This window comes from Microseira sp. BLCC-F43 (assembly GCF_041929235.1).
GTDB lineage: Bacteria > Cyanobacteriota > Cyanobacteriia > Cyanobacteriales > Aerosakkonemataceae > Microseira.
In genome coordinates this window covers 1-7,256 of sequence record NZ_JBHFNP010000339.1, presented here as the reverse complement: position 1 = coordinate 7,256, position 7,256 = coordinate 1, and the positions used below count along the sequence as shown (strand labels likewise).

The 7,256-nt window shown below is 46.2% G+C and carries 8 protein-coding genes; 2 read left to right on the top strand and 6 right to left on the bottom strand.

All coding sequences use genetic code 11. The annotated features are described in order from the left end of the window. Positions 1-60 precede the first annotated feature (60 nt). Entirely contained in the window at positions 61-198 is a 138-nt protein-coding gene (locus tag ACE1CM_RS44735) for a helix-turn-helix domain-containing protein (RefSeq protein ID WP_374885967.1), read from the bottom strand. Between the two features lie 121 nt (positions 199-319). Here ACE1CM_RS44735 and ACE1CM_RS44730 point away from each other — a divergent pair, with 121 nt between their 5' ends. Further along, positions 320-934: a CP12 domain-containing protein gene (locus tag ACE1CM_RS44730; protein ID WP_374885966.1), complete on the top strand. Its 615-nt coding sequence runs from the start codon at positions 320-322 to the stop codon at positions 932-934. 186 nt (positions 935-1,120) lie between these two features. Here the strand turns inward: ACE1CM_RS44730 and ACE1CM_RS44725 are convergent, their stop codons facing one another. Further along, entirely contained in the window at positions 1,121-1,537 is a 417-nt protein-coding gene (locus ACE1CM_RS44725) for a universal stress protein (protein ID WP_374885964.1), read from the bottom strand. A gap of 109 nt (positions 1,538-1,646) precedes the next feature. Here ACE1CM_RS44725 and ACE1CM_RS44720 point away from each other — a divergent pair, with 109 nt between their 5' ends. Next, a complete protein-coding gene (locus tag ACE1CM_RS44720) occupies positions 1,647-2,849 on the top strand; it encodes a phosphoglycerate kinase (protein WP_374885963.1) in 1,203 nt (400 codons plus the stop codon). A 96-nt stretch (positions 2,850-2,945) separates the two neighbouring features. Here the strand turns inward: ACE1CM_RS44720 and ACE1CM_RS44715 are convergent, their stop codons facing one another. The 4 genes from ACE1CM_RS44715 to ACE1CM_RS44700 all read right to left on the bottom strand — a co-directional run bounded on the left by ACE1CM_RS44715 (position 2,946) and on the right by ACE1CM_RS44700 (position 6,738). Beyond that, on the bottom strand, positions 2,946-3,587 hold the full coding sequence (locus ACE1CM_RS44715) for a hypothetical protein (protein WP_374885962.1): 642 nt from the start codon (positions 3,585-3,587) through the stop codon (positions 2,946-2,948). A gap of 475 nt (positions 3,588-4,062) precedes the next feature. Continuing rightward, positions 4,063-4,680 carry a Uma2 family endonuclease gene (locus ACE1CM_RS44710; RefSeq protein ID WP_374885960.1) on the bottom strand — a complete coding sequence of 206 codons (618 nt, stop codon included), beginning with the start codon at positions 4,678-4,680 and terminating at the stop codon, positions 4,063-4,065. Positions 4,681-4,724: 44 nt separating this feature from the next. Next, on the bottom strand, positions 4,725-5,342 hold the full coding sequence (locus ACE1CM_RS44705) for a Uma2 family endonuclease (protein ID WP_374885958.1): 618 nt from the start codon (positions 5,340-5,342) through the stop codon (positions 4,725-4,727). A gap of 208 nt (positions 5,343-5,550) precedes the next feature. Continuing rightward, complete coding sequence (locus ACE1CM_RS44700; protein WP_374885957.1) at positions 5,551-6,738, bottom strand: catalase; 1,188 nt, start codon at positions 6,736-6,738, stop codon at positions 5,551-5,553. Positions 6,739-7,256: the final 518 nt, after the last annotated feature.

Genomic DNA, 7,256 nt, shown 5'->3' with positions numbered 1-7,256 from the left:
GGACTTACACCATCACGGAAATTAGATTGTCAAGGTTAGTTATTATAAACCTTGCCCTGCTTACACTTGGGCCGTTGGGCTTTCCATTTTTGCCGGAACGAATCGCACCCAAACGACTCTTACACACCCGAATAATTTAGCCAGTGCGATTTTTTGCGAGTCTGTGGGATAAATTCGGTAACGATAACGTAATTTCATCCTAAAATTATAGCAGATGATACGCCAATTGAACTTTTTAGGTTGACACTTTTGGCTCAAAAGCCGCCCTATAAGGGCGGGGCTTGAAACCCATTTTTTTGGTCACATAACAAGGAGAACTATGCTCAAAGCAGCAGACATTATGACCACCGATGTGGTTACCATTCGCGGATCTGCGACGGTAGCTGACGCGGTGAAGCTGATGAAACAAAGAAGCTTGCGTGCCTTAATAGTGGAACGCCGCCACGACCAAGACGCCTACGGCATCGTTACCGAGACTGATATTGTCTACAATGTAGCTGCTTTTGGGAAAGATCCCTCAAAGGTGCGGGTTTATGAAATTATGACCAAGCCTTGCATCGCGATCAATCCCGATTTGGGCGTAGAATACGTGGCGCGGTTGTTCGCCAATACCGGCATCCGTCGCGCCCCTGTAATTAAGGATAAGCTGCTGGGCATTATCTCGGTTACCGATATTCTCACCAAGAGCGATTTCGTCGAGAAGCCGAAAGAAACCACTCTAGCGGGAGAAATCCAAAAAGCCATCGCTGCTGCACGGGCGATCTGTTCTGAAAAAGGCCCAACTTCCAGAGAATGTGCCGCGGCGTGGGATATCGTCGAAGAACTCCAAGCCGAAGCAGCGCACCAACGCGCTAAGAGGCTGGAAAAAACAGCCTTCGAGGAGTACTGCGAGGAGTTTCCAGAAGCAATGGAAGCGCGGATGTACGATGTTTAATGGCTAATGGCTAATGGCTAATGGCTAATGGCGGATTGTCAGAGGACTTAAGCAAAGACTCGCCCATGTAGGGTGCGTTATCAGCGGTGTAAGCCACCGCCACCACCATGTATGGAGTTGCTGCGTAAGTGCTATCTCAGAAAAGTTACACTTGACCAATTAGCAATTAGCAATTAGCAATTAGCCCTATGGGACAATCAAAACAGGACAGGGAGACAGGTTAATCACCCGGTAGGTGACGCTGTCGGCGAGTCCTTCCTCGGTTAGTCCCATGCCGCGACAGCCCATGATAATTAAATCTGCCCCAAGTTCGTCAGCGACATCGCAAATCGTGAAAGCCGGTTTGCCTTGGCGTTCGACGGCTTCGGCTTGGATTCCCCTTTCGCGGAATAATGCTTGAGCTTTTTGCAGGAGTTGAGCGATCGCTTCCGGCGATGCCATCATATCCGGCATCGTCGGATCTTCCTCTGTAGCCAGTTGCTCTTCTACAACCGACAGCAGAATCAAGCGACTGCCGTATGTTTGCACGATATTGATCACCGCATCAGTCGCTTCGCGGGCTTCCGGACTACCATCTATGGGAAATAAAACTGTCTTGAACATTACAGCACCTGATCGATCCCCGTTTCTCGGTAAAATGTGGACGGCGTAAAAATAACGGACAACCAATGGCCCGTTGATTCGTTGAAAAAAGCATTTAGGAGGCTGTTACGTGTCCAAAAAAACTGTAGCAAATTTGTCGTCGTCAGATTTATCTGGAAAACGGGTATTGGTACGGGCAGATTTTAACGTACCCCTAGATGACGCGGGTAACATTACCGACGATACCCGCATCCGGGCAGCGCTGCCAACGATTCAGGATTTAACCTCGAAGGGTGCTAAGGTCATCCTGTCCTCCCACTTCGGGCGTCCCAAAGGCGTGGATGAGAAGTATCGCCTCACCCCCGTCGCCAAGCGGCTGTCGGAATTATTGGGGCAAGAAGTGGCAAAACCCAGCGACTGCATCGGCGATGAAGTTGCTGCTGCGGTAGCGGCAATGCAAAACGGTCAAGTTTTGTTGTTGGAAAACGTCCGCTTCCACAAAGAAGAAGAGAAAAACGACCCCGAATTTGCCAAGCAGTTAGCTGCGAATGCAGATTTATACGTTAACGATGCTTTTGGTACGGCACACCGCGCCCACGCTTCCACTGAAGGCGTAACTAAATATCTCAGCCCTTCTGTAGCAGGATACCTGATCGAGAAGGAACTGCAGTACCTGCAAAATGCGATTGAAAATCCCAAGCGTCCTTTAGCAGCAATTATCGGCGGTTCCAAGGTTTCCAGCAAGATTGGCGTCATTGAAACTTTGTTGGAAAAATGCGATAAGCTGCTCCTGGGTGGCGGGATGATCTTCACCTTCTACAAAGCACGCGGTTTGAGCGTCGGTAAGTCTTTGGTGGAAGAAGATAAGTTGGAATTGGCGAAGTCTTTGGACGCGAAGGCCAAAGAACGCGGCGTACAATTGTTGTTGCCTACCGATGTCGTAGTTGCAGATAATTTTGCTGCCGATGCGAATTCGCAAGTTGTCAGCATTGAAGCTATCCCCGATGGTTGGATGGGGTTGGATATCGGCCCCGAATCGGTGAAAATGTTCCAAGCAGCACTGGCTGATTGCAAGTCGGTGTTGTGGAATGGCCCGATGGGGGTATTCGAGTTTGATAAATTTGCTGTGGGGACTGAGGCGATCGCGCGTACTTTAGCCGATCTTACCAAAACCGGCACCGACACCATCATCGGCGGTGGCGACTCCGTTGCAGCAGTAGAAAAAGTCGGCGTAGCAGATCAAATGAGCCACATTTCTACCGGCGGCGGCGCGAGTCTGGAATTACTCGAAGGTAAGGTATTACCTGGAATTGCAGCGCTAGATGAAGCTTAATAGCTAGCCGCAATTCAATCTGATTGATTGGGGGTGAACAAGCAACTGTTCATCCCCTACTTTTTGATTCAAGCCGGGTTTTTCCAACGCCAAAGTCTATGACTGTGGATTAAGATCTGTTGGCGTTTCGTTGTCGTATTTTTTTTGACATGCCATATCCCGCTTTGTTGGTTGCATATCATCGTAGTTTGGTAGCTTGTCAGGAGGAAAATCTCGGAGCAAAATGATATTTTTAAATTCACTGGTTTCAAACCTACGAATGCCATAAATTCGTAGACAAACAGGTTTTCTTTCACTTTTGTATCTTCGTAAAATAACTTCATATTGTCCAGAGTTATTTTTCTTATCTCCCTTGAGCTTTAATAGATCCTGATCCGTATTTTTGAGCAAAGAAACGTCATTTTTTTCGTCTTGGGTTGCAGGCTTATCAGTCTGAACTAAAGTTGTATCTGGGTTATAGTTAGGAAATTTTTTACTGTATACCTCTTCGATTCTGGTTCCTATCCATTTTGGGTCATCTGGCGGTGGCGGACACAAAGAAGTAAGAGTACATATTGCTTGAGGTGCTTGGGATATATTCACTAAAAATTCTATTGTTTTGACAATTCCCCCAAATAAAGCCATGCCAAGCATCAACATTTTTGTCCAATGTGTTGCTGCCTGAAACCTCGTTTTCCACCCTGGTTGTTGAATAATTGTTGTCTGACCTGAATTTGGATTGTTCGGTGTATTGCTCATGTATTAATTCCCATCTTGTTTTGAACATGACTTACATACCGCTTTTGCTAAACTTGAGTTCAACGTAAACGCGATCGCAAGAATGAACGAGATGAAGGAGAATTATTCCCGCTCTTCCTCATGAATAGTTATGTCAATGTCAAGCTCTAAGGCATACGACTTTTGCCCCCCTTAGAAAGGGGAGTTGGGGGTATATGCAACACCTGAAATAACTGGAATCCCGCTAAAGCGAGGTAACTTCTGTTGTTATAAGCATTTTCAACAGAAATATGTCCGCTCCGGAAAAGATTCTTTTTGGGTAAAATTTTTGATCAAAATCAGGTTTAACGCGCGACAATCCTAGAAACCGGGTTCCTCTTGTTGCGCTCCATAACATACATATTTTGCTTTTTTTGTGAAATACTTATACAAGATCTGCGCTCTAGCTTCGTTGATGTCGGTGCGTTACGTTGTCACTAACGCACCCTACAAGCTACTACAAACCTGCCTGAAACACCTGCTGGGCGGTCAAGTTCAACTCTGAGAACGTAGGCGACTCAATGCGATCGCCCTCGCTAAACTGTTTAACCTGATACTCCTCATCCACCAGTTCGTAGACTGACAGGGTGGGGCGCTTGGGGTTCCCGATGAACTTGCGACCGCCCAAACCGAGATAATCTACGATCCAATATTCGGGAATACCCATTTCTTCGTATTCTGCCAGCTTGATGTAGTAATCATCTCGCCAGTTGGTGCTAACCACCTCTACGGCTAGACGAACAGAACTTCCTATCGTGATGATCGATTCTTTTTTCCATCGGGGTTCGTTGACCAGTGCGTGTCGATCCAAAACAAGTACATCTGGTTTGTAACCTGACTCGTTACGGACGGGTTTCAGCAGGTAGTCACCGGGGATGGAGTAGGGTAATTCGCGACGGTCAATTTCAACTGCTAGTTTTAAGCCGATGAAGCCCGTAACGTCAGAGTGGTCGCCTGTGGGATTAGGCATTTCAACAATTACTCCGTTATGTAGCTCATAGCGGTGTTCTGAGTTCTCTGGATACCATGCGACGAACTCGTCAAACGTGACTAATTTGGGGATGGCTTGAATCATGGTTTTTCCTTTGACTTGGTGGGTTGAAATGTTTGAGCGTGCAGCTACCTACCTCGTTGAAAAATCTCGTCTGTTGTCAAGGCTAATTCTGGAAAGACAAGAGATTTGATTTGCGCCCCTAGCGTGAACCTCTCAGCTTGATATTCGCCGTTGACTAGCTGATTAACTGTAATAGTGGGTTGTTTTGGGTTGCCGATAAAACGTTTACCACCCAATCCCAGATAATCTACAATCCAGTATTCTCGAATGCCGAAAGCTTCGTATTCTTCCAACTTCAAAGCATAATCATCGCTCCAGTTGGTTGAAATTACTTCGATTACTAGGGGAATAGAAGTTCCTTTGGTGATGATAGATTCTCGTTCCCATCGCGGTTCATCTCCAAGGGCTTTCTCGTCTAGCACTATGACATCCGGATCGTACCCCGATAAGTCGTTATTGGGTTTAATAATGCATTGCTTGGGGATGAAATAGGGAAAACCAGCCCGTTCAATTTCAGCGCCAAATTTAAAGGCTGTAAAACCTGCTACCTTGGAATGTTTGCCAGTTGGTAAGGGCATTTCAATAATTTCTCCATCGTGCAGTTCGTAGCGGTGAGGAGAGTTTTCTGGATACCAGGCAATGAATTCGTCAAATGTAACTGGTTTGGGTATGGTTTGAATCATGGGGATTTCTCATCGAAATACCGCTAAAGTATCGGTTTGTTCGTAGTAAGCGCTGAAGCGCTTAAAGATTGGCACTAAAGTGCCTACTACGAACATTTATTAGACCTCTCCAAAAACTCTTGTGGGGTGGGCATTCTGCCCGCCTTTGAGGGAATTTTTGGCAGAAGTCTATTGATATTTTGATGGTGGCATTTGCGTCAGTCTTGTTTCAAAAAGTTTCATCCCCAGTTGGTTCTTGATAAACCAAATCTCGTTTCTGATGACGATAGGAGGCGACAACGGGGTAAACAAAACTGCGTAACCGATTCAGCGCACCAACTGGACGATGGACAGCTAAACCATTCCAGGGAGAAAACCGCAGGTTTTCAATGAAATCGAATTGTTTGTCAAAATCAATTATCTGATGTTTGACGGTGAGACGACCGACTGTAAAGAAGGGTGATTCGCTTTCTTGCCAGACAATCGTAGCATCGTCGATGGACATGGTGGGGTTGGTTTGGAACTGGATGCCAAAATCCCAACAGTAGTGGGCATCTGGTTTTGCTAAAGCTGCGATTAGCTCGTCCCGGTAATAATTATCTGGTTGAGTGCCACTTTTTGCGATCGCTTTGGCGCGGGAGCGATCGCTTTCTGGTCTAGACTCGATAGCAAGTCGCGAGTGGGGTGCAATACTTGCAACTGGAGTAAACGCATATTTAACTACAGCCGGATATGCAACCGGAACCACACCGGACTGGGACGCATCAAAATCAGGGTTCAGACCCAATGCAGATGCTGAACCACTCCAATATCGTTCTGCGAGCAAACTCTTGGGATTGCGGCTGGTAATGGTTTTTAGGGCTGAGAACTGCTTAGGATGTAGCAGCATCCATAACAGCACTGACGGTTCCCACTTAGCAAGCGCACTAAAAAAGCCGTAGAAGTCCCTAATAGTTTTGATGAAGAAGATTTCGGCATTTTGCACAATGAAGTCTTGGGTATTCGACTCATGGCTTTGCCCAAGTCGTTCCCCTTCTACTCCCATCACTTTTACCGCCATTGAGCGCGTATCTGAAACGTAATCGTTTTCCACCTTGGTGCGCCCGTTGGCAAATCGCAGCCACACTGGATATTGTTTTGGTTTGGCGAGCAAACCTTGTTTGGTAGAAATGGCATTGAGCTGAGAAGCCGTCAGTGAAGTCTTTTTGCTTAATTCGCCTTTAATCCCATCCTCATCAATGTCAAAGATTTCCAGAGTTGCTTTAACGCCTGCATGGGTTTTGGTGTGCGTATCTCGCAGCGCCCGTTCGGAATCTTTGTAAAGATTATCCATGCGCTTCTTGACTTGCTCGAGCAGGAGATCGTAATATTTGCGTTCATCCTGTTCGGGATATTCTGTAAATAACTGCTTGTCCATAAAAAACACCTACGTGACAATTCAGTTTAATTCATTTTATTATTTTATTGCTAATTTTTATAATTTTTGTAAACGACTACCCGCCCGTTGCAGAGGTTAATCCGATTGCGCTCAAGTCTTTGCTTGTGGGTAGCACCACCGCCTTTAGCGTTGCTCCTACAAATTTAATTTGTTCATGGCTTAAGTTTATTGCTTGGCGTGAGAGAAAGCATTTCCTCAATATTGTTTTCCTCCCTTGGCTGCAAAGAAACCCGGTGTCTGGGAAAAATCCGGAAGAAAGTGACGATATATCTACTCAAAAACCGGGTTGATCGAGCCAAAAAAAATAGAGACGTACATATGCGCGCCCCTAGTTTTTAATTTACTTTTCCCCTACGTAATTTAGAAGGGAATTTCATCCACATCGGGTTCGCTTACAGGCATTGGTTGACTGGGGAATTGGGGAGTTGTCACAGGTGGAATTGGTTCGTCATCGTGGACTTGTGGAAGAGTAGCAACCTTGGCGGGAGAAGCCGTTG

Coding starts and splice junctions, on each gene's coding strand:
- ACE1CM_RS44735 (WP_374885967.1), bottom strand. CDS start 198: ATGAAATTACGTTATCGTTACCGAATTTATCCCACAGACTCGCAAAAA.
- ACE1CM_RS44730 (WP_374885966.1), top strand. CDS start 320: ATGCTCAAAGCAGCAGACATTATGACCACCGATGTGGTTACCATTCGC.
- ACE1CM_RS44725 (WP_374885964.1), bottom strand. CDS start 1,537: ATGTTCAAGACAGTTTTATTTCCCATAGATGGTAGTCCGGAAGCCCGC.
- ACE1CM_RS44715 (WP_374885962.1), bottom strand. CDS start 3,587: ATGAGCAATACACCGAACAATCCAAATTCAGGTCAGACAACAATTATT.
- ACE1CM_RS44710 (WP_374885960.1), bottom strand. CDS start 4,680: ATGATTCAAGCCATCCCCAAATTAGTCACGTTTGACGAGTTCGTCGCA.
- ACE1CM_RS44705 (WP_374885958.1), bottom strand. CDS start 5,342: ATGATTCAAACCATACCCAAACCAGTTACATTTGACGAATTCATTGCC.
- ACE1CM_RS44700 (WP_374885957.1), bottom strand. CDS start 6,738: ATGGACAAGCAGTTATTTACAGAATATCCCGAACAGGATGAACGCAAA.